The following is a 19,411-nucleotide window of genomic DNA, read 5'->3' as shown; positions in this document are numbered from 1 at the left end:
ATATGTCCATCACCAGTGCTTCCCTCCCCGAGCTCCTCGATATCGAAGAGCCCGACCCTCTGTCCCTGCGAGAATCAGCACTGCGGGACTCGGCCCTGCCAGAAATTGCTGCACCGGAGATTGACCTCCCCCGAGCTCAGGCCGCCATTGCCGAATTTCTGCGAGCGCTGGGCCGCGACGAGACCGATCCGCATCTAATGGACACGCCCCGCCGAGTAGCCGCCGCCTATGCCGAAATGCTGACCCCGCGCGAAACCAAGTGGACCACGTTCCCCAACGACGACGGCTACCAGGGCCTGGTGCTCGTCAAGGACATCCCGTTTCATTCTCTGTGCCAGCACCACTTACTGCCTTTCCGCGGTGTGGCCCATGTGGGATATCTGCCGGGCGAGCGCCTGTTCGGTCTGTCCAAACTGGCCCGCGGTGTGGAGCTCTTCTCCCGCGATCTGCAAGTCCAAGAACGCCTCACCCAGCAAATCGCCGACTGGCTCAAGAGCACCCTGGCCCCACGCGGCGTCGGCGTAGTCTTGGAGGCCGAACACATGTGCATGTCGCTGCGTGGCGTCCAGACGGCAGGAACTCTGACCCGCACCTCGGTCTTCACCGGCCTCTTGAACGACGACGGACCCTTAAGGAGCCAGTTCCCGCACTGACATGTGACGTACCCAGGAAACTGACACCTGGTTTCCGCCAACACCGCCAATACCCACCAACAAAGCAGAAACATTAGGATTTTCCACCGGAAAAGAGTTTCGATCATGAGCCAGACCCCCAGCCCCTCCGTTCCAGCAGCAGCACCTGCAGACGTCACACAAGCGTCCGGCATGGTCATCGTTGGGGGCGGCCTCACGGCTGCCACCGCCGCACAAACACTGCGCGCAGAAGGCTGGGATGGCGCCATCACCATCGTGGCGCAAGAGGCGGAAGTTCCTTACCAGCGCCCGCCGTTGTCCAAGGGGTTTCTGGCTGGCAAGGAGGGCGAGGATGCGCTGCTCCCCGTGCCCGCCGACTGGTATGCCGAAAACAACGTCACTCTCATGACCGGGACGCAAGCAACGGCCCTGAACCCGCAGTCCCACACCGTGACCTTGGCCAACGGAACCACGCTCCCGTATACCAAGGTGCTATTAGCAACAGGTGCCGATCCGCGCCGGATCCCTTTTCCCGGCGTCGACCTTAAGGGCGTTTATACGTTCCGGACCAAGGCAGACAGTGTTGCCTTGACGGAGCTGCTCACCGGCGGCGGCAAGAATGTGGTGCTGATCGGATCGGGCTGGATTGGCATGGAAATTGCCGCCACGGCCAGCGAACTGGGCAATAACGTGGCCCTGATGGGGCTCGAGGAGGTGCCGCTGTCCGTAGCTATCGGCACGCAGCTTGGCACGGTATTCACCGACCGCCACAAGGAAGCCGGAGTGCGTTTTGAGCTGCCGGCCAGCGCCGCCGAGATTCAGGGCACCGACGGCCAGGTACGCTCCGTGCTGACCACCACAGGCGTCACACTGCCGGCCGACGTGGTGATTGTGGCCGTGGGCGTCGTGCCTAATATAGCCCTCGCGCAAGACGCCGGACTCACCATCAACAACGGTATTGAGGTGGACTCGGCGCTGCGCACCTCCGCGGCGGACGTGTTTGCCGCCGGTGATGTGGCCAACGCCCTACACCCGGTGACCGGCACTCACGCCCGCTCCGAGCACTGGGCCAACGCCATCGCCAGTGGCAAGGTGGCGGCGAAATCCATGCTGGGCAAGGACGCCGCCCTCGATGACATCCCCTACTTCTACACCGACCAATTTGACCTCGGCATGGAGTATTCCGGATTCGGCGCACTGACCAAAGACGCCGAATTGGTGATTCGCGGCGAGCTCGCCTCCCGGGAATTCATTGCCTTCTGGGTGTTGGACGGCCGCGTTGTAGCGGGCATGAACGTGAACATTTGGGACGTCCAGGATGCCATCAAGGACCTCATTTCCTCCCAACGAATTATCGACACGGCCGCACTGGCTGACCCCCAAACCCCGCTCGAGAGGATTTGATGGAGACTATGAGCACCTCCTCCGTTTCAGCTGCACCCCTGGGCACCGCCACCCCGTTTTACACTCCGCCGTTGCTGCATCCGGTCCATCAATTTGGCCCCCGCACCCTGGACTTCAGCCGGCAAGTGGCTTTGATGGCCATCGTCAACCGCACCCCTGATTCCTTTTACGACGGCGGAGCCACCTTCGCGCTGGATGCGGCCGTCGCCGCCTCGCTCACTGCTGTGGACGACGGCGCCGATTGGGTTGACATCGGCGGTGTCCCCTTTGCTCCGGGGCCGGCACTCAGCGCCAACGAAGAAGCCGAGCGAGTGGTCCCGGTGGTTGCCGCTGTGGCCGCAGCCAGCACGGTGATCATTTCCGTGGACACGTTCCTCCCCGAGGTGGCCGCCCGCAGCATTGCCGCCGGCGCCCATGTCATCAACGACACCACGGGCCTGGCTAATCCCGAGATCGCCTCGGTAGTGGCGGAGTCCGGAGCACACTTGGTCATCACCCACTCCTTGGCTTCCCCGCGCACCGTCTACCCGCGGCCGCAGTATGAGGACGTTGTCACCGAGGTGGCTGCCTTCTTGTCCGAGAAAATTGAGCTGGCGTTATCGTTGGGTGTCCCGGCGGAGAAGATCATCATTGATCCGGGGCACGATCTGAACAAGAACACGCTCCACACGCTGGCCATCACGCGCCGTTTCAACGAGATTGCCGCCTTGGGTTTCCCTACCCTGGCTGCTGTGTCCAACAAGGACTTCATTGGGGAATCGCTGAATCAGAAAAAGGAAGACCGGCTGGAGGGCTCCATAGCCACCGGCGTGATCTGCATTCTGGGCGGGGCACGGGTACTGCGCATGCACAATGTGGCCGCCTCAAGGTCAGCCATCCGCATGACCGAGACTGTCATGGGGTGGCGGGAGCCGGCCTATCTATTGCACAATATGGGCGACATCAATGAACCGGCACACCCAGCGCCGCGGGCCACATCGATACCGCGGAAATAGCTCCCGATTTTGCTCAAGCGTTTGCTCAGGAAATGACTCGGTAGCTACTGTCCGAAATGAGAGGAACAGTTCATGATGGAGCGAATTTTCCCCGACGCTGCGTTGCTTTCCGGCGCTGCCCTGGACCACGAAATTCTGGCTGCACCCCCGGAGAACCGGCGCAGCACCAAGCCTTGGGTCAGCTTCAACTTCATCGCCAGCATCGACGGGGCGGCATCCGTGGACGGCCAGTCCGGGCAGCTCGGCAATGCCTGGGATCAGCGCGTCTTCACTTTGTTGCGGCAAACCGCCGACGTCATCCTGGTGGGCGCACAAACCATCCGTTCCGAAGGCTATGGCGGTGAGCTGCTCAGCAAGAGCGCTCAGGCATGGCGTTCGGCGAACTGGCTCTCGGAACACCCGCCATTGGCCATCGTGTCAGGTTCGTTGAATTTGGAAGCCGAGCTCGAGGTGTTCACACAGGCTCCCGTGCGCCCGCTCATCCTCACGCTGGCCTCTGCACCGCAAGAACGCAGGGAAGCACTCGCCGAAGTGGCTGACGTGGTCAATGTCGGGGAAGACTCTTTGGACGTGGAGCGAGTCATTTCGGAACTTGCTGCCCGGGGATACAAAAATATTTGTTCCGAAGGCGGGCCCACCCTGCTAGGTAGTTTCGCCGCAGCCAACAGGGTCGATGAACTGAACCTGACGGTGTCGCCATTGTTGGTGGGCGGGGCGGCCGGGCGGATTGCCAAGGGTGGGCCAGAAGCCCCGGAGGCTACCTCAGATGTTGCCCGCTCCATGGAGCTGACCCGGATCCTGAAAGCAGACTCTATGCTGTTCCTGCGCTACGTCCGCCCCGTTGAATAAAATTTCAGGGCCAAGCCCAACAGGCCTAGTTCGACGGCGGTGCCACCGACAATTTCGTCAACATCTTGGGCGTTGTGGACGCCAGCAGGGCATCCGTGGGACACGCCAAGGTCACGACGAGGCCGGTATCGGCGGTGCCCAGCATCCGCGCCCACACGGTACTTGCCATGACGCCCTTGCCCGCTTTGATATTGAATGCCAGGAAGGAAATGGCCGGGCCCTTCTTACCAGCTTCGCCTACCCACGGCAGCTTGGCTTCAATCAGCGCGGACTCCGTCACGGACGGAATCAAGTACTTCATTAAGTTACTCGTGGAGCTCTTGTCATCGCCTTGGGAAATGAGCGGAGCCTGGTTGCTGGTGGTCCACCGTGCAAGTTGGCATCCGGCAGCATTACTGTACTGGGTAGCTCCAGCCACATTGTTCTTGAGAATTTTCCACTCGGGTGGTCCCGGCGTGCTTGAGGAACCCTCCGTGGGCTGACCCAGCGCATCGCTAAACCCCACCTCCACGCCAGGCTGGAGCGTGTTGCCAGCGGCAAAAGTCATGGGGGCGGCGGCCACAGCAGCAGCATCGTGTCCGGCAACAATTTTTGGCGGCGCGTAGGTGGCTGGGGCTGCCGTTGCGGTGTCCGTGGCAGCAGGAGGGGCATCGGGTATGGAAATGGTGCAGCCGCTCAGTGCGGCGCCCAGCACGGCGGCCATGGCGGCGGTTTTCCACATTCCAACTCTAAAGTTCACAGCATCCACTGTACCGACCACCGCCTTGTAGCGAGCACCGCTTTGCGGGGCAGTGCCTTGTAGCAGGCACTGCCTTGCGCCGCCCCAACGAAGTGGCTGCCTGCCAGGATTACTCACACCCAGACTTGCAAGGCGCCCGGGTCCACCGTCACGGTTGCCGGCAGCGCACCCATCCGCTCCCCGTCGGCGTAGGCCACCAAGGTCGGCGCCTCGAAGGCCACCTCGCGCACCTTCTCAATTGAAACGGCGGGATGGCCGGTGTGCCGTCCAGAGAACACCAGCGGAAAAATGCGCAAAAAGGTTCGCCGCGGCAGGGGTGAGACAACAAATAAATCCAGCCATCCGTCGTCGTACTTGGCATCCGGGGTGATCTTCATGCCGCCGCCAAAGCAAATTCCATTGGAAACCGCAATCAGCACGGCCGGCTGCTGGCGCTCCACACCATCCACCCGCAAGGCATACTTCAGCGGTTTGAGCAGGGTCAGCTCCCGCAGGATGGCCAGGTTGTAGCGCATGGGCCCGCGCGGCCAGCGCCAGCCGTTGGCCCGCTCATTGACCAGAGCGTCGAAACCGGCCGAGAATGCGCCCATAAACCACACCGATTTCTGCCCCGCTCGATCAATGCGGCCCAGGTCCACGGTGCGCGGCGGTTGCTGGCACCGCTGGATGAAATGCGCCACGGCTGCGCTCGCATCGTGGGGGTCCAGCCCCAGACCCCGGGCGGCGTCATTGCCGGTTCCGGCCGGAATAATGCCCAGCGGGATGCCGGTGTGCACCAGCGCATTGGCGGCTAAATGGACCATGCCATCGCCACCGACCACCACGAGGGCATCGGCGCCTGCTGCAATCTCGGACTCGACAGCTTCCTTCAGCGCCGCATAGTCCCGGCGGCGCAAGACCGTCACGTGATGACCGGCGTCTCGGAGCTGCGCCACCACCATGTCCCCCGTGCCGCCAGGGGTCTTCTTGCGGTTGCCGCCAAAGGCCGCGCGCGGATTCACGGCCACGGCAATGTTCAAAAGTGTGGTCCCTGCGGGTTCTTGGATGATGTTCATGGCAAGAGCAAGTATGTCAGTGGGCAGGCTCCGGCCCCGAATTTATGCACCGATTTTACGTACAGATTTCACGTACAGATTTGCGTCCAGCGTTGACGGTTAGAATGAATTCTCGGCACGGCTCAGCGAGTGAAAGGTCCCCAGTGGGCGAGAAGTTTCTGACGCATTACCAAGTCCTCGGACTGTCTCGCACCGCCACCGAACGCGAGGTCAAAATCGCCTACCGGAAGGCCGCCCGCATTACGCACCCGGACAGGGGCGGGGATCCTGCGCTGTTTCGGCAAATCACGGAGGCGTACGAGATCTTGGCGGACCCTGCCAAACGGCAGTCCTACGACAGGTCCTACGGTGCCGGGCGCAAGCCCTCTGGCGCTGGGTCTGGCTCGTCTTCGGGGCCTGACGCCACTTCCAGCTCATCCGCCGGCTCGTCGGCCTCGGGGTCCGGTGGTTTCAGTGGATTTAGCACGCGCCGCACGCAGGAACAGCGCAACACTGCCGGAGATCCGGCCATCTATGTCCCCGCCTATGAGGATCTGGCACCAGGAGAAACTCCCTTGCTGCCACGGCCCACAGCAGCCCAGCCCGTCCATGGCGCGCCACGGAAGCGTGGCGTCTTCGGCGCTGCCTCACGGTTGGCCCGTGAAGCACGTACAGCTCAGCTCATCATGCAACAGGTACTGCCTGGAATCCCTGCCGCCAGACTCGTCAATGGACTGACATCGCCGCGCAGCAACGGCTACCTGGACCATGTTTTAGTATCCGGATACCGGATCGCCATTGTCGGTTCCATGCTGGTTCCTGACGGCGCGTTCCGCTGGGACGGCAGCACGCTGGTCCACGGCAGTCGAGTGGCCGCGCCGCCGCAACTCATCACTGCCACCCGCCAATTCCAGGAGCTGTTCCCGGAATGCAATGTCACCGCGTGGGTCTGTGTCCACAGCAACACCGGCAATTTATTTGAACCAGTGATTGACTACGCCCGCGGCACCGAGCCCGACGGATCCAACACGGTCAATGTGGCCAATGCAGCCCGGTTTGTGCGCGAGGTCAAACAGTTCTTGGCTTCTGGGCCCTCCCCCAACGTGGTGGACCTGAGTGTTCTGGACCGGCTGCTCGGCGGCATGTACTAACGCTTTCCCTCCGCGCACTTCCCCTCCGCGGTCGATGTCATGTTAGCTTCTGGGACCCTGCCGGACTCGAGTCCAGAACCCTGCCGCAGACGCCGCCGCGGCCATTTCCACGTCAGGGTCCGCGGTGGGTCTCGGCAGCCCGCCCCCGGCGGTAGGATAAAAGACGTGTTTCGCATCCTATTCCTGACGCCCGAGATCCCCGGCAACACGGGCAATGCCATCCGATTGGCCGCCATTACCGGCGCCGAACTGCATCTAGTGGAACCCTTGGGCTTCGACTTTTCAGATGCCAAACTTCGCCGAGCAGGGCTCGACTATCACGATCTTGCCGTCGTCACGGTCCACAAATCGCTCGATGCCGCGTGGACCTCGTTGGCTCCGGAGCGGGTCTTCGCCTTCACATCAGACGGCGAGGCCAGCTACACGGACATCGCCTACCAACCGGGCGACGTGCTGCTCTTTGGCCGCGAATCCGATGGCTTGCCGGTGGAGGTCAAGGCCGATCCGCACATCACTGCCCGGGTCCGCCTGCCCATGCTGCCAGCGCTGCGGTCCCTGAATCTGGCCAACGCTGCCTCTATCGCTGTCTTCGAGGCCTGGCGCCAAAACGGCTTTGCCGGGGCGCAAATCCAGGCCTAGTCCGCACCCGCCGCCGGGCACCCTGGCGGCCACCTGTCATCATCTACTGGAGGTATGCATGTCCGCTCGCGATCCTGGCTTGGCGTTCACCGACGGAGCCTTGCAATTTGAGGCCTGGGCAGACAAGCTCTGGGACCCCATGGGCCGCGACGTGGTTGAGGCCGCTGTGCTGCAGCCCGGCGAAAAGGTTCTGGATGCTTGCTGTGGAACCGGTGCGGCAACTCTTCCCGCCGCTTTGGCCGTTGGCCCGTCCGGAACGGTCGACGGCGTCGACCTCTCCACCGGGTTGCTGCGCATCGCGGCGGCCAACTTGGGCGAGCGCGGCATCCTCAATGCCACGCTCACCGAAGCAGACGTGACCGAGTGGCGCGGCCACCGCACCTTTGACGCGGTGCTGTGCTCCTACAGCATGTTCTTCTTCTCCAACATGGAAGCAGGCGTCGAACATCTGGCCTCCATGCTGCGCCCCGGTGGGCGCATTGTCCTGAGCACCTGGATCGAGGGAGCGCTGGAACCCTTCGCAGGCCTCATCCTCGAGGCGGCCATCAAGGAACGTCCCCGTCTGACCGGTGTAGTCCCGTTGCCAAACCAGAACATGGCACGCGTAAATTCCGTAGAAAAGTTGGCCTCATGGCTCAGCGAGCGGGGTTTGGAAGACATCAGCATTGCGACACACCCGCTGACTCTCACGGTGGATGACGCCATGGCCTGGAACCTGGTCATGGGCAGTGGCTGGCGCACCCTGCTCCCCCGCGACCCCGAAGCAATTGCCCGCGTCCGGCGCGAATTCATGAAGTCAGTGGGTCCGATGATTGAAATGAACTCTGACGCCATGATCGCCACAGCCTCGGTCCCGCGGGTCTAATCCACCCAGCTACGCGCCACTTTCGTAAAGCGCTGCACTTTGACGTTTTCGCCACAGTTTGAACCATAGCGAAAACGTCAAAGTGGCGCGAAAGCCAGCGGTGCCGGTAGTTGCCGTTGTTCCTGCACAGCTGCGGCAGGAGCCCCGGGTTTCCACAAATGCAGTGCGGGCTCTTTCCTGCTCCGGCCGCCAGTGTCAGGCTTGGCGTCATGAATATGCCCCAGCTCATCAGCTCAGCGGATTACGATCGTCTGGGCAAGGACCGCCGCACCTTGGCTACTCGTGTCCACCGTGGTGAACTTGTCCGGGTTCGGCGCGGCTTCTACCTGTCAGCCGCGGAATGGGAAAAACTCACCGCCAGGGAAAAGTACGGGTTAAGGGCGCTGGCCTTTGAGCAGTTGTCAACCAAGGAACCAGTGCTCTGCGGCGCCACTGCAGCTCTCTTATGGGGTCTGTGGATTGTAGGTACTCCCCAAAAACTGTATGCCGTGACAGAGGTAACCGCCGGAGGACGCAGCGCCAATGGAGTAGTCCGCCGCCTCGGCTCGCTGTCGGAGGGGGTGGTGCGATGTGGACCCTTCCTGGTGACCGATAAACTCACCACGACGTTGGAACTGATCAACAAGCTCTCCTTCGCCTACGCCGTCGCCATCTGCGATTCGAGTCTTCGGCCTTTTGACTGGAACAACCAGGTCAACGTCTTTGCACCACGTGACTCATCGCCCTTTGATCAGGTTCCGGTGTGGGGACCCGACGTTCCACAAGGCCCTCCACTGTCACTTGAACAGTTGCGTGCTGGTGCGTCCTCGCTGCCCACTCACGCAGCACGGCAACGAGCCCTTGCCGTCATCAATTTCGCGTCGGCTCTGTCTGGTTCTGCCGGGGAGTCGATTAGCCGCGTGAGAATGTTTCAACTGGGTTTTCCCACGCCCGTCCTGCAGAAAACGTTTGTTCTGTCCACCGGCAGAAACGCGTTAGTCGATTTCTGGTTCGACAAACAAAAGGTGGCCGGCGAATTCGACGGACTGGGCAAATACCTGCGGTCTGGCTGGGGCGGCGGCCTGTCAACCGCTGACCGGATCATTGCCGAGAAAAAACGTGAAGATCAGATCAGGGCCCAAGGCGTGTCCTTTGCACGGTGGGGCTGGGCGGAAATGCGGAATACGGCCCAGTTGGCCAGGCTCTTGCGCCAGGCCGGACTCCCGCAGGCACACAAAAGCGCTGCCGTTTGACGTTTTCGCTAGGGTTCAAACCATGGCGAAAACGTCAAACGGCAGCGCTTTTATGGAAACGCTAGGCGCGGCGCTTCTTGATTTCCTCAACGGCCTGAGGCAACACCTTGAACAGGTCGCCCACAATGCCGAAGTCTGCAATTTCGAAGATGGGCGATTCGGCGTCCTTATTCACGGCCACAATCAGCTTGGAGGTCTGCATGCCAGCCTTCTGCTGAATGGCACCGGAAATACCCACCGAGATGTACAGCTGCGGGGACACCTTCTTGCCCGTCTGACCCACCTGCGAAGCGTGGGAAATCCAGCCCGCATCGGTGGCCGCACGTGAGGCACCAACTGCGGCACCCAAGACGTCCGCGAGCTCTTCGATCGGCGTGAAGTCGCCATCAACGCCGCGGCCGCCAGCCACAATAATGCGTGCGTCCTCCAATTCGGGGCGCCCGGAGGCTGCCCGTGGCGTGCGCGAAACGACTCGGGCACCCAAACTTGCCGGAGCGAAGGCCACCTCCACTGCTTCAACCACGGGGGTGGTGGGCTCGGCCGCCGGGGCTGCCTCGATGCTGTGAGCCTTGACGCTGATTACGGCGACGGCTGAGGTAGCCTGCGCCTGAACGGTCCAGGACCCGGCAAGGATCGATTTGTGCGCAACCAAAGTGCCGCCGTCGGGGGTCACGGAGACGGCATCGGTAATTACACCAGCATTCAGGCTGACGCCAGCACGGGCGGCAATTTCTTTGCCTGCGGCACTGTTTTCAATCAGCACGGCGCTGGCAGACACGGCGGCTGCAGACTGTGCGAGGAGGTCAGCCTTGGTGGCAACGAGGAACGCGCCCAGCTCGGCCTGCTCCGAGTACAGCACGCGGGTAACGCCTTGAGTACCCAACTCGGCCAGCACCGAAGCACTGACCGGACCGGCAACAACGGCCACGGGCTCGCCAGCGCTGCGGGCCAAGGTCAGCAGCTGCGAGACAGTGGTGGAAAGTTTGCCCGGAGCATCCAGCTGATCAATGTAAACAACAATTGCACTCATGTAATGGGTTCCTTAGATCAGTTTCGCAGCGGCCAGGAAGTCGACAAGCTGAATGCCCGCATCGCCTGAATCGGTGATGAGGGTGCCAGCGGTGCGTGCGGGGCGCTCGGCTGCCGCGGTCACCTTAGTCAGGGATCCGGCATGTCCGACGGCGTCCGCACTGATCCCCAGATCAGCCAGGGACACGGTGGTGATCTTCTTTTTCTTCGCGGCCAGGATGCCCTTGAAGTTGGGGTAGCGGGGATCGTTAGCCTGATCAGTCACCGAGATCAGCGCCGGCAAGGTGGCCTGGATTTCCTCGGAGAAATCGTCTCCGTCCCGGCGGGCCGTGACCGTGTTACCGGCAACGTCCAGCGCTGAGGCGAAAGTGATCTGGGGCAAACCGAGCCGGGCCGAAAGCTGCGCCGGAACTATGGAGGTTTCCCCATCGGTGGAGGCCATACCCGTAATGACCAGGTCAATCGGCCCGAGCGACTTGATGGCTGCGGCCAAGACCAGTGAGGTTGCAGATGCATCGGAGCCTGCGAGTGCCTCATCGCTGACGTGCAGCCCTTGGGTTGCGCCGATCTGGAGCGACTTTTTCACAGCCACGGACGCGGAGGCCGGGCCCACGGTCAGTGCTGTGACGGTGTTCCCGCCCTTGACACCGCCCCGGGCATCGGTCAGCGCCAGGGCTGCTTCCAAGGCGTATTCATCGAGTTCGGAGAGGATGCTTTCGCTGCGATCCAGCGTGTGTGCATCTCCGGAAAGCTGTCGGTCAAATTGCGCGTCTGGCACATATTTCACCAGTACGACAATGTTCAGTGCTGAATTTTCCACTGCTGTCCTTTGTGTCATGGACGGATGGTTGGTGCAGCGCCGATCCCCGGTCCGGGGCAGGTGCGGCTGCTTCGCCCTTTGTCTATCCTCAATAGCTTAGTTCGTAGCGGCTCCGGCTGGAATTTCCCGCGTCGAAACTTTACTCCCAGCGAACAATGGGAGCATTCAGTGCCCGCCTGGTGCAGGAGCGTTTACCTAGAATGCCCATTCGCTGAGGGAGGGATCCGGAAAACACCCCAATCGATGAGGGAGGGTCTGGGGTCATCCCCCGGGTGGATGGTGCGCCGAAAGGTTCCGCCTACAGCCCGATGCCTGCAATCACCGCCGACGGGCACAGTAGAAACATGACTTCAACAATTTTGAGCGCACGCTCCCTTTCCAAACGCTACGGCTCATCCCTGGCCCTGAACAACGTGGATGTGGACATTGCCGCTGGCGAGTCCGTGGCCATCATGGGCGCCTCCGGCTCGGGCAAGACCACGCTGCTGCACACCCTCGCCGGCATCACCGCGCCCGACGCCGGAACCGTCAACTACGCGGGCACCGAGGTCACTGCGCTCAACGAAACCCAACGCTCCAAGCTGCGCCGCGAGGCCTTTGGCTTCGTCTTCCAATCCGGGCTGTTGATCCCGGAACTAACGGCCATTGAAAACGTGGCTCTGGCCCTCATGCTCAACGGCGTCTCTAGGCGCGAGGCTGAGCCCCAGGCCGCTGGCTGGCTGACCCATCTGGGCCTGGCCGGGATGGAGGACCGCCGCATCGGTGAGCTCTCCGGCGGTCAGGCGCAGCGGGTCGCCATCGCCCGCGCGCAAGTTACCGGTGCCGGCATCGTGTTCGCTGACGAACCCACCGGCGCCCTGGACTCGCACACCTCCGCCGAGGTCATGGGCGCGCTCCTGGCTGCCACAGCCGGGCGCGGCCGCACACTGGTTCTGGTCACGCACGATCCTTCTGTAGCCGCCCGTTGCTCCCGCACTTTGTACATGCACGACGGCGTACTCTCCCTTTCGCCGTCGGCTCCCCCATCGCCCACTCAGCTCATACCCGGCGCGGGCGGGCAGTATGCCGTACCGTCTCCCGGCATGACGGCGCACCCGTCGGCAGGCCAGTTCGCCACGAGCCAGCCCGCCACAGGCCAGAACTGGGCGGAACGACCGTGAACAAGTTCAAATCCATGTTTTCCATCCTCTGGATGCTGTCCCGTCCCGCCCCCGGCAGCAAGGCGGTGGTGGCGCTGCCCGTGGTGGCGTTTGCGCTGGTCACGGCGCTGTCGCTCATAGTGCTGGCCGGTGCCATGAGCTTTTTCACCACACCTGTCATCGATGCAAACCCCGACCTGGCCGGAACCTACCAGATGCTGGCCGGAGTGGCCTTGGCCCTGATGGTCCTGCCCCTGCTGACCCTGGGCGGGTCGGCGGCACGCCTGTCGGCACGCCGCCGTGATGAGCGGCTGTCCACGCTGCGGCTGCTCGGTGGCACCCCGGCGCTGGTGGGCGCCATGACAGTTGTGGAATCCACCGTCGTGGCCGCCGTGGGCATTTGTGCCGGCGTGGCGCTGTACGCGGTGGCACTGCCGGCTGTTGCCCTGATCCCGTTCCAAGGAAAGGCCTTGGGATTGGCGGCGCTGTGGCTCAATCCCCTGCTGGTACTAGCCACGGCAGCGGCCCTCATGATCCTTGCGGCCATCAGTGCCGCAATCGGTTTGCGCCAAGTTGTGCTCTCCCCGCTGGGGGTGCGCACCAGAGCCAAAGCACCCACGGTGCACTGGGCGAGATTCGCGCTCGGGGCCGGTGCCGCCGTCGTACTTTATGTACTGATGGCCAATCTGACGGCCAGCGGTTCCGTGGCCGTCATGATCCTCATCCTGTGCGGCAGTTTTGCCGGCGGGATGGCCCTGCTGAACCTGGTGGGGCCGTTTGTGCTGAAGCGACTTGCCGGGCGAGGGCTGCGCAGGGCGCAAACGCCGGACCGGCTGCTGGCCGCCCGGACCATTCTGGAATCACCTAAGGCTGCCTGGCGGCAGGTCAGCTCGCTGTCCATGACCAGCTTTATTGCGGTCATTGCCGGGACCGGACTGGCGCTCCTGGATGCCACCGCCCCTGCCGACGGCAACGTCGCGGACATCAACCTCGCCACCGATATGCGCACTGGGGTACTGATTACGGTGGTGGCCTCGTTCCTGTTGGTGGCTTCCAGTGCCGGTGTGAATCAGGCGGCCGCCATCTTGGACCGGGGCGGGCTGTACGTGAGCCTGGACCGGCTCGGCATGCCCCGTTCCGTCATGGAGGCCGCCCGCCAGCGCGCCGTGATGTCGCCAGTGCGCATTGTGACGATTGGCTCGGCCGCCGTGGCTGCCATTCTGCTGTTTCCGCTAACGGGGGCCGCCATGATTTTTGCGCCGCTGTCGTTGCTGGTCATTGTCGGCGTGCTGGCCGGTGGCATCTCCTTGGTGTGGCTGGGGCTGGCGGCATCTAAACCTGTTCTGGACTCCGTGCTGGCACACTAGGGGCCGGAGCCACACCAGAGCTGCGCACCGTTAAGCGCGAACGGAGCGCCACTCCATGAGTGGCGCTCCGTTCGCTGGTAACCGGCCGCAGCTTCAAACTGCTTGGCCGCGGCCGGCCGCAAAACGTCTACTTCATGGTGTCCAAGGTGACATCCACGCTCTGGGTCTTGCCGCCGCGGGTGAAGTCCACCTTCACGGTGGCTCCACCGGACTGTTCGCGAACAGCAGCTGTCAGTTCTGCCGGATCAGAGATGGTGCGATCCCCCAGCTTCGTGATGACGTCGCCCTTCTTCAGACCAGCCTTGGCTGCTGCGCTCCCGGAGGTTACATCAGCCACGGTGGCGCCGATGGAGAAGGAGCTACTTGATCCGGTTGATGAGGTGCTTCCCACCGAGACGCCCAGCTGGCCGTGGGTGGCCGTGCCGGTCTTGATGATGTCCTGGGCGACGCGCTGGGCGTGATCCATGGGGATGGAGAAGCCCACGCCAATGTTGCCGCTCTGGCTGCTGGAGCTGGAAGAACTGCCGGTCGAGGCAATGGCCACGTTGACGCCAATGATCTCGCCTGTAGCGTTGACCAGCGCACCGCCGGAGTTACCGGGGTTGATGGCCGCATCGGTCTGGATGACGTTGAGGTTCACCGTTCCGGTAGCGGCTGTGGTGTTCGTCCCGCCGCCTGGAGGGGAGAACTGGAACCCGTTGCCGCCGTCGTTCTGGTCCGGTGCACTGTCGCTGGGGGTTTCCGGGACGGCCGAGGAGGCCACCTGGATGGTGCGGTTCAGCGTGGAAACAATCCCTTCGGTGACGGTGGCGTTCAGGCCCAGCGGGGAGCCGATGGCAATGACTGTGTCACCCACGTTGATCTTGTTGGATTCGCCCAGGGTGGCTGGAACCAGGTTGGGCGCATCAATCTTGATCACGGCGAGGTCAGAGAGCGGGTCCGTGCCCACAATGGTGGCGTCGTAAACCTTGTTGTCGCTGGTCTGTACCTGGATCGCGGCGTGCGCGGCGGCGCCGTCCAAGGTGACCACGTGCGTGTTGGTCAGGATGTGGCCCTCGGTGTCCAAAATGATGCCCGAGCCCGTGCCGCCGGAGCTACCACTCGTGGCCGAAATGGTCACCACCGACGGCATAGCCTTCGCCGCAGCCGCCGTCACCTGATTGACCGAGTTGGTGTTGTTGACTACCAGCGGCGCGCTCTGCGAGGTACCGCCCACCGACGAGCTGTCACTTTGCTGATTGAGCAGGAAAAGAGATCCGCCGCCCACTAGTCCGCCGACGAGTGCTGCAGCCAGGACACCGGTGGTGAACATGCCCATGCCCACCTTTTTGCCGTCCTTGGACTTGCGCTGCGGTGCCACGGCCGGTGCCAGTGTCTGGGGGTACGCGTTCGACGCCGGGTAGCCCGGTCCCGCGTATCCCTCACCATGGCCCGGGGTGCTGGTGCCGGTGTCATGACCGGTGTTCCCGAAGCTGCTGGTACCAAAGTTATTGGCACCGCCGTTGTGGGCACCGTCGTTGTGGGCACCGAATCCTGTGGGGATGGGCTCGGTCGGGTTCTGTCCGCCGAGGTTCTGAGAGCCGGCGCTATCCGATCCTGCGCTGTGGGCTCCTGCACTGCCTGATCCTGCATTACCTGATCCTGCATTACCTGCTCCTGCGCTGTGGGCCGGTGGTGCCGGAATCCGCTCGGTGGGATTGGAATTGGCGGGAGGCTGCGACGCGCCGTACTGGGAGCTTGCTTGCGGGGCGCCATAAGGGTTGGTGACGGGAGCCGCCGGGGTGCCATATCCACCAGGACGTGCGGCCGGAGGTGCAGGTGCCCCGGCAGGAGGGGTGTTCATGGAAGATGTCTGCGACGCATAATGCTGTGCGGCCGGCGGCACCGGAGCACCGTATCCGTGCTGCGCGAAACCCTCTGGGGCCCGGGCTGGCTGAGTAGGCTGAGCTGGCTGCGCAGTTCCGGACTGCTCCGACCGAGCGTCTTCAGCCTGCTTGGCCTGCTCGGACTGCTCGTTGCTGTTGGCGGTGTGTTCACCGTTGTTCTCAGACATCAGCGTTCCCTTCATTGAAATCCTGTGTGATGAATCCTTGCTTGGTTTTCATCATGTCGCCCGCAGCTGGTGCCCTGACGAACGTTCGCTGGAAGGTTGCTGTGAAGCCTCATCCGCTTCCATTATCTCCCCCTGCTGGCAGCGACGTCATTATCCGCACAGCGAAATACCTGCCCAGAAAACCCCGCGCAATCAAAACCGCACCATAGTATCGTGGGTGTATTAGGCACGATTCACAAAGCCCGATTCACGAGAATGGTCCAGCAGTGGTCCCACACCTAAGGTGAGCGATGTTTGCACGGTTGAAGGTATTTCCCCCAGTTCTGGCAGCCCTAGCACTGATGGTCCTCCTGTTGTTTCCAGCCGGCGCTGCTCAGGCCGAACCACCAGTGACCATTCCCGGCGGCACCTACATTGTTGACAACGCCAATGTGCTGGGCAATCAAAAGGCAGAGGTTCAAAACGCGATCACGAAATTGAGCAAGGACCACGGCGTCACGCTCTTCGTGGTCTATGTCGACTCCTTTGACGGGCAGGCCCAAGAGACGTGGGCCAACACTGTCGCCACCGAGAAGAACATGGGTCAGTTCGACGCTCTGTTGGCCGTTGCCGTTCAGACAAAACAGTATGCATTCGTTGGCGGCTCCAATACTTTCCTGTCTGCAGCCCAAGGCTCCACCATCCAATCGAGCGCCATCAAACCCCAGCTCTCCGCTGGAAACTGGGCCCAGGCGGCCATTGACACCGCCGCCGCCCTGGGTGACGCCGCTGGTGGAGGCAAGGGCAACGTACCTAACCCCACGGGCGGGTTCGTGACGCTGGGAGTGGGCGGCGTCGTCGTGGTTGGTGGTGCGGGAACAGCACTGTACCTTCGCAACAAGCGCAAAAAGGGTGCAGCCGAGGCCACCGCCAAGGGCTACGGCCCCGACGGAAAGCCCCTGGATCCCAACGCCGGCATGACCATCCCGGAGCTGCGGGCCAAGGCCGGTTCGTTGCTGATTGCCGCCGATGATGCCATCAAGACCAGCGAACACGAGATTGGTTTCGCTCAGGCGTCGTACGGCGATGAAGCTGTCAAGCAGTTCCAAGCCGCACTGAGCAGCGCCAAAACTCACCTGTCCGAATCGTTCAAGCTCCAGCAACAGCTCGATGACGAAATTCCCGACACCATTGAAGAGCAGCGTTCCTGGCTCGGTGAAATCATCAAACGCAGCGAGGACGCCAATGCGGCGCTGGATGCCGAAAAGGCAGCCTTCGACGAGCTGCGTGAATTGGAGAGGACCGCCCCGCAGGTACTCGCCAGCATCCGTTCTCAAGCAGCCGAGGCCAAGACCTCGGTGGCTACTGCCGAGCAAAAGTTGGCCGGGATGACCGCCCAGTACTCAGACGCGGCTCTAGCACCAGTGCGCGACAACATTGCAGAGGCCAAGGAACGCCTCGACTTCGTGGACACCGCGGCGGCTGAAGCTGACAGCAAATTGGGCGCCTCAGACACTGCCGGTGCTGCTGTTGCCGTCAAGGCCGCCGAGGAAAGTTTGCTGCAGTCCACCGTCCTCCTGGACGCTATTGCCTCCACCGAAGCAACCTTTCACGACGCTGCGCAGACCCTACAGACGGCTCTTCCGTCCGCTCTGACCGATCTGCAACAGGCCAAGTCCATGGTGGCTTCATCCCAGTTTGCCCGCTACGCACCCACTGTTGCGGCCGCGGAATCAACGCTGAACGACGTGCGCATGAACGCTGCCTCCGGCAAGCCAGATCCAGTGGCTCTGCTCGCTGCGGTGCAGGACGCCCACAGCCAGCTCGATGAACTGTTGACAGGTATCCGTGATCAGCAGCAACAGGCGCTGCGCGCACAGGCCGCACTGCAACAGGCTTTCGCCGGTGCGCAGGCCAACATTGCTACGGCCAAGGACTTCATTGCTGCCCGCCGTGGCGGCGTTGGATCCGCAGCCAGGACACGCTTGTCCGAGGCCGAGCGCAACTTCGACTACGCCGTGAACATCGCCGACTCGGACCCCACCAACGCCCTGACCTACGCTCAACAAGCGCAGGAGTTGGCCAAGCAGGCCATCCAATATGCACAGAACGACGTCGACAGCTTCGGCGGCGGTGGAGGTTACGGCGGCGGTGGCCGCAGTTCCATGGGCGGTGGCATGGGCGGTGCCATCCTCGGCGGCATCATTGGCGGGCTGCTCTCCGGAGGCGGCGGCGGCGGATTTGGCGGCGGTGGCTTCGGCGGAGGTGGGGGTGGCGGCTTCGGCGGAGGCGGCGGGGGTGGTGGCGGTGGCGGCTTTGGCGGCGGAGGCGGCAACTTCTAGCCCGCACACTGGCCATCACGACCGAGCAAGCCGTCACGAGGTAGACCACGGCGCAAGGCGACGGGCGGGCGCCAAGGAGGATCCGGCGTCGTACGTCATGGCATTGCACCGGGCGGGCACCTAAGACAAGAATGGGAACAGCTCACCTAGACTCACATCAGATGGAGCGTTCCGGGCACGCAAACTCAACATTTTGTTCGTAAAAAAAAGCAAAAAATAAGGGGAAAAGAATGGCAAAGCAGTCAATTTTCGGCCGGATCGCACAGTTGGCCAAGGCCAATATCAATGCGCTGTTGGATCAGGCCGAGGACCCGCAGAAGATGCTTGACCAGATGGTGCGCGATTACAAGGCCAACATTCAAGAGGCCGAAGGCGCTGTCGCCCAGACCATCGGTAACCTGCGCATGCTCGAGGACGATTACAACGAGGATGTGAAGAACGCGCAGGATTGGGGTTCCAAGGCCCTCGCCGCGAGCCGCAAGGCAGATGAATTCCGTGGCGCTGGCAACGACGCCGATGCGCAGAAGTTCGACAACCTGGCCAAGGTGGCCCTGCAGCGTCAGATGTCCTCGGAAAGCGAAGCCAAGTCTGCTCAGCCAAACATTGCTGCGCAGAACGAGGTGGTTGACAAGCTCAAGACTGGCCTGCAGCAGATGAATGGCAAGCTCACTGAACTCGCCAACAAGCGCAACGAGCTGATCGCACGCTCCAAGACGGCCGCCGCGCAGACTCAGGTCCACGACGCCCTCAAGAGCATCGACATCATGGATCCGACCAGTGAGGTCAGCCGCTTCGAAGAGAAGATCCGCCGCGAAGAAGCTAAGGTTCGTGGCCAGAATGAGCTAGCCGCCTCCAGCTTGGACGCCCAGTTCAACTCCCTTGAGGACTTAGGCGAGCAGACCGAGATTGAGGCGCGCCTGGCTGCTCTGAAGGCCGGCAACTCCCCCGCTCCGGCCGCCATTGCCGCTCCGGATCACATTGATGAGGCAGATTTCGACAAGCTGTAAGCCGTTGACGGCCGTTTAGCGTTCTGTGCCGTTGCACAAAGTTCGTATAAAAGAGGGTGAATCATCGTTAAGCGATGATGCACCCTCTTTTGTTGTTCTGCTTTTGTTGTTCTGCTGCCGCGTTACGCTGTGGCG

General features: G+C 62.4%; 17 protein-coding genes. 12 read left to right on the top strand and 5 right to left on the bottom strand.

The window, feature by feature from the left end; genetic code table 11:
- The first annotated feature begins 2 nt into the window (after positions 1 to 2).
- The 4 genes from folE to AS189_RS06940 all read left to right on the top strand — a co-directional run bounded on the left by folE (position 3) and on the right by AS189_RS06940 (position 3,880).
- Positions 3 to 653 (top strand): GTP cyclohydrolase I, encoded by a 651-nt coding sequence (gene folE / locus AS189_RS06955; RefSeq protein WP_082634138.1) that lies wholly within the window; start codon positions 3 to 5, stop codon positions 651 to 653.
- A gap of 105 nt (positions 654 to 758) precedes the next feature.
- Entirely contained in the window at positions 759 to 2,036 is a 1,278-nt protein-coding gene (locus tag AS189_RS06950) for an NAD(P)/FAD-dependent oxidoreductase (protein WP_337589216.1), read from the top strand.
- 8 nt (positions 2,037 to 2,044) lie between these two features.
- A complete protein-coding gene (gene folP / locus AS189_RS06945) occupies positions 2,045 to 3,031 on the top strand; it encodes a dihydropteroate synthase (RefSeq protein WP_062286893.1) in 987 nt (328 codons plus the stop codon).
- Positions 3,032 to 3,103: 72 nt separating this feature from the next.
- Positions 3,104 to 3,880 (top strand): pyrimidine reductase family protein, encoded by a 777-nt coding sequence (locus AS189_RS06940; RefSeq protein ID WP_062286892.1) that lies wholly within the window; start codon positions 3,104 to 3,106, stop codon positions 3,878 to 3,880.
- A 25-nt stretch (positions 3,881 to 3,905) separates the two neighbouring features.
- On the opposite strand, the gene AS189_RS06935 is transcribed toward AS189_RS06940, so the two are convergent.
- The gene (locus AS189_RS06935; protein ID WP_129587176.1) at positions 3,906 to 4,619 is read right to left on the bottom strand and encodes a hypothetical protein; all 714 of its coding nucleotides are present in this window, start codon (positions 4,617 to 4,619) and stop codon (positions 3,906 to 3,908) included.
- Positions 4,620 to 4,732: 113 nt separating this feature from the next.
- Entirely contained in the window at positions 4,733 to 5,674 is a 942-nt protein-coding gene (locus AS189_RS06930; protein ID WP_062286890.1) for a diacylglycerol/lipid kinase family protein, read from the bottom strand.
- 143 nt (positions 5,675 to 5,817) lie between these two features.
- Between AS189_RS06930 and AS189_RS06925 the strand changes: the two genes are divergently transcribed.
- The 4 genes from AS189_RS06925 (at position 5,818) to AS189_RS06910 (ending at position 9,540) form a co-directional block, all read left to right on the top strand.
- Entirely contained in the window at positions 5,818 to 6,804 is a 987-nt protein-coding gene (locus AS189_RS06925; RefSeq protein ID WP_237759991.1) for a J domain-containing protein, read from the top strand.
- Between the two features lie 165 nt (positions 6,805 to 6,969).
- The gene (locus AS189_RS06920) at positions 6,970 to 7,443 is read left to right on the top strand and encodes a tRNA (cytidine(34)-2'-O)-methyltransferase (protein ID WP_062286888.1); all 474 of its coding nucleotides are present in this window, start codon (positions 6,970 to 6,972) and stop codon (positions 7,441 to 7,443) included.
- A 58-nt stretch (positions 7,444 to 7,501) separates the two neighbouring features.
- Positions 7,502 to 8,308 carry a class I SAM-dependent methyltransferase gene (locus AS189_RS06915; RefSeq protein ID WP_062286887.1) on the top strand — a complete coding sequence of 269 codons (807 nt, stop codon included), beginning with the start codon at positions 7,502 to 7,504 and terminating at the stop codon, positions 8,306 to 8,308.
- A 209-nt stretch (positions 8,309 to 8,517) separates the two neighbouring features.
- Entirely contained in the window at positions 8,518 to 9,540 is a 1,023-nt protein-coding gene (locus AS189_RS06910) for a type IV toxin-antitoxin system AbiEi family antitoxin domain-containing protein (RefSeq protein ID WP_160320798.1), read from the top strand.
- Positions 9,541 to 9,601: 61 nt separating this feature from the next.
- Here the strand turns inward: AS189_RS06910 and AS189_RS06905 are convergent, their stop codons facing one another.
- Both AS189_RS06905 and AS189_RS06900 read right to left on the bottom strand, forming a co-directional pair.
- On the bottom strand, positions 9,602 to 10,570 hold the full coding sequence (locus tag AS189_RS06905; RefSeq protein ID WP_062286885.1) for an electron transfer flavoprotein subunit alpha/FixB family protein: 969 nt from the start codon (positions 10,568 to 10,570) through the stop codon (positions 9,602 to 9,604).
- A 12-nt stretch (positions 10,571 to 10,582) separates the two neighbouring features.
- Positions 10,583 to 11,407, bottom strand: a complete 825-nt coding sequence (locus tag AS189_RS06900) for an electron transfer flavoprotein subunit beta/FixA family protein (protein WP_237759990.1) — start codon at positions 11,405 to 11,407, stop codon at positions 10,583 to 10,585.
- Positions 11,408 to 11,733: 326 nt separating this feature from the next.
- Between AS189_RS06900 and AS189_RS06895 the strand changes: the two genes are divergently transcribed.
- Together AS189_RS06895 and AS189_RS06890 are read left to right on the top strand one after the other, a co-directional pair.
- Positions 11,734 to 12,549, top strand: a complete 816-nt coding sequence (locus AS189_RS06895) for an ABC transporter ATP-binding protein (RefSeq protein ID WP_082634136.1) — start codon at positions 11,734 to 11,736, stop codon at positions 12,547 to 12,549.
- Complete coding sequence (locus tag AS189_RS06890) at positions 12,546 to 13,895, top strand: permease (protein WP_237759989.1); 1,350 nt, start codon at positions 12,546 to 12,548, stop codon at positions 13,893 to 13,895. The genes AS189_RS06895 and AS189_RS06890 overlap by 4 nt, the downstream gene beginning before the upstream one ends.
- Before the next feature lie 127 nt (positions 13,896 to 14,022).
- Here the strand turns inward: AS189_RS06890 and AS189_RS20625 are convergent, their stop codons facing one another.
- Positions 14,023 to 15,948: a S1C family serine protease gene (locus tag AS189_RS20625; protein WP_082634135.1), complete on the bottom strand. Its 1,926-nt coding sequence runs from the start codon at positions 15,946 to 15,948 to the stop codon at positions 14,023 to 14,025.
- Positions 15,949 to 16,238: 290 nt separating this feature from the next.
- Here AS189_RS20625 and AS189_RS06880 point away from each other — a divergent pair, with 290 nt between their 5' ends.
- Both AS189_RS06880 and AS189_RS06875 read left to right on the top strand, forming a co-directional pair.
- Entirely contained in the window at positions 16,239 to 18,269 is a 2,031-nt protein-coding gene (locus AS189_RS06880; RefSeq protein ID WP_062286884.1) for a TPM domain-containing protein, read from the top strand.
- Between the two features lie 230 nt (positions 18,270 to 18,499).
- Positions 18,500 to 19,276: a PspA/IM30 family protein gene (locus AS189_RS06875; protein ID WP_062286883.1), complete on the top strand. Its 777-nt coding sequence runs from the start codon at positions 18,500 to 18,502 to the stop codon at positions 19,274 to 19,276.
- Positions 19,277 to 19,411: the final 135 nt, after the last annotated feature.

The organism is Arthrobacter alpinus (assembly GCF_001445575.1).
Taxonomy (GTDB): domain Bacteria; phylum Actinomycetota; class Actinomycetes; order Actinomycetales; family Micrococcaceae; genus Specibacter; species Specibacter alpinus_C.
Note: the sequence above shows the minus strand (reverse complement) of the source record. Positions and strands in the feature narration are given on the sequence as shown.